Annotated in this window: 2 protein-coding genes; both read left to right on the top strand. The window is 58.4% G+C overall.

What is annotated here, in order from left to right; translation table 11 throughout:
* Nucleotides 1-143 precede the first annotated feature (143 nt).
* Nucleotides 144-1,778, top strand: a complete 1,635-nt coding sequence (gene istA, locus MHY22_RS11405) for an IS21 family transposase (protein WP_239279388.1) — start codon at nucleotides 144-146, stop codon at nucleotides 1,776-1,778.
* A gap of 5 nt (nucleotides 1,779-1,783) precedes the next feature.
* Nucleotides 1,784-2,551, top strand: a complete 768-nt coding sequence (locus MHY22_RS11410) for an ATP-binding protein (protein WP_239279389.1) — start codon at nucleotides 1,784-1,786, stop codon at nucleotides 2,549-2,551.
* The last annotated feature ends 95 nt before the right edge of the window (nucleotides 2,552-2,646 follow it).

Below are 2,646 nucleotides of genomic sequence, written 5' to 3' on the forward strand. Positions count from 1 at the left end.
TGTTGCGACCGGCTATTTGGTAGCAGTGTCGTGACTATCCGGTAGCGCTTCAGTGAGTTTCTGGTAGCAGCTCAGGGCGCTCGGGATGATACTTCCGGTAGCCGCACCACTCGGGTGCGGCGCGTACTGGAAGGAGTCCGCTGATGACGGATTACCGTGCGGTGATGACGCTGCTGATTAAGAAGCGTTCTTACCGCCAGATTGAAGACCAACTCGGGTGCTCGCACCGCGCGATTTCCCGGGCGAACCAAGCGCTGCGAAGCCTTGGCCTGACCACTGCCCAGCAGGTCGCGGCGCTGACGAATGACGAGCTGGACGAGATATTCGTTGATAAACGCACCAGCGGGCAAGGCGAATTCGTCCCGATTGACTTTGACGCGGTCGTCAAAGCACGCACAGGGCGTACGAAGCACACACTGCAAGTATTGTGGGCTCGCTACACCACCACTCCCGCCCAGCCGGGCCAGCGCCATTACAGCTACGACCGGTTCCGCCAGCTGGTTGCCTCCCATGTCGATGCAGCCGGGCTTACCGCCCGGATCACCCATGCACCAGGGCATACGATGCAGGTGGATTGGGCAGGGACCAAGATGCGCCTGTACGACCCTGCGGGCACACAGGGTGCGAAAGTCAGCATTTTCGTCGCCTCGCTGCCGTATTCAGGGATGCTGTTTGCCTGTGCGTGTGCTGACCAGCGGCAACAGTCCTGGCTTGATGCGCATCGTCAAGCGTTTGACTACTTCGGCGGGGTCTGTCAGGTTGTTGTCCCCGATAACGCGTCGACGGCGTCGAACGCGATCAGCACTGCCGATAGGAACCGGAAGGTCAACGACACCTACCAGCAGTTCTTAGAGCACTACAACACAGCAGCACTTCCCACACGCGCGCGTCGGCCGAAGGATAAAGCGAATGTGGAAGCTGCGGTAAAGATCGTCACGCACAAGATCATCCACGCACTCGATGGCCACCAGTGTGTTGACTTGGACGAGCTCAACGCAAAGATTGTGGACTTAGTCGACACGATCAACACCTCCGTGCCTTTTCGCAGTCAGCAGTCAAGCCGCAGGGATCTCTTTGAAGCACACGAACAGCATCTGCTTGCCGATCTGCCTCCAACCCCGTGGCAACACACCGAGTGGAAGCGTGCGAAAGTAGCCCCAGATTTCCATATCACGGTTGCAACCGTGCGCTACTCCGTCCCGCACCAGCTTGTTGGCCGCACTGTCGATGTACGCATCACCGGCCAAGTCTTGACCGTCTTTGACCAGGGGACAACCGTAGCAACCCACCAGGTTTCGCATAAGCGTGGGGCCTATGTCACTGACTATGAGCACATTCCATCTGGAATGGACTCCACCCGTGGACTGTGGACAAGCGACTACTTTTATCGCGAAGCCAGCAAAACCGGCCCGGCAACACGCAAGGTCATCGAAGAACTCATCGCGGCGAAAGCCATCCCGGCCCAGGCGTACCAGTCCTGTAGAAACGTGCTGTCGATGGGCAAACACGGCAACAAACCAATCCTGGAAGAGGCATGCCAGCGCCTGATGGCCAACGACGGCAGCCGACGGGCGGTGTCATATACCGCAGTCAAAAACATGATGGCCGCCATACGCAAAGAACACGCCACCCGGCCCCGCGGCTGTGACCAGCCCCCGCGCAGCACCACAACCAACCCATCCACCGCCCCTGCAATCACCGACCGGGATACCACCGGCGCGTTTCTCGGCGGTGCAGACCAGTTCAGCATGGACAACCTCGCTAAGAAAGGACACTAAAGCCCATGTCATCACCAACCCCGCCAACAGATCGCTTCCTTGACGAATCCGTCCTGGCCGACTTCACCGCGCTGCGGATGACTGCCTTCGGCAGAAGCGTCATCGACATCGCCAACGATCCCGCATTCGACGCATGGACGTTTTCCCAAAAGGTGCTCTACGCACTCGATAAAGAAGTCGCGGCCAGGCGCGAGCGACGCATCAACAAACTGCTGAAAGCATCCCGATCGCCGAACCTTGATGCTTGCCTTGAAAATGTAGTCTGCACGCCTGACCGCAACATCAACCCCGAGCAAGTCAGCAGACTCGCTCACGGACAATGGTGCCACCTGGGCCAAAACATTGTCATCCTGGGCAAATCCTCAGTCGGCAAAACCTACCTCGCCCAAGCCCTGATCACAGCAGCATGCCGCAACGACTACTCCGCACGGTTTTTCCGCACCGACATGCTCGCCGCCGAACTGGCAGTCCTGCAACCCGATGACCCCATACGGCTGAAGTTCATCCAGCACCTCCACAACGTCGACGTCCTGGTCTTAGATGACTTCCTGACCACACCTATTGATGCCGCGACCGCGCACCAACTTCTCAACATCCTCGCCGGACGAGAAGGCAAAGTCTCAACGATAGTGACCTCACAATTCACCCCGCAGGAGTGGTACAAGTCCATCCCCGATGCCGTGATCTCCGAGTCAATCCTCAACCGACTCGTCTCCGGCGCCGAGATCATCACACTCGAAGGACCAAACATGCGCCTGACCACCAACGCATAACCACCCACAACGCCTGAGTGAGACGCCGCTACCGGATACTCACTCAGGCGCTACCAGATACTCACCACACCGCTACCATTTCAGTCTTCTGAACA

Origin of the sequence: Corynebacterium sp. ACRPO (assembly GCF_022347205.1) — a bacterium.
In the GTDB taxonomy this organism is placed as follows: Bacteria; Actinomycetota; Actinomycetes; order Mycobacteriales; family Mycobacteriaceae; genus Corynebacterium.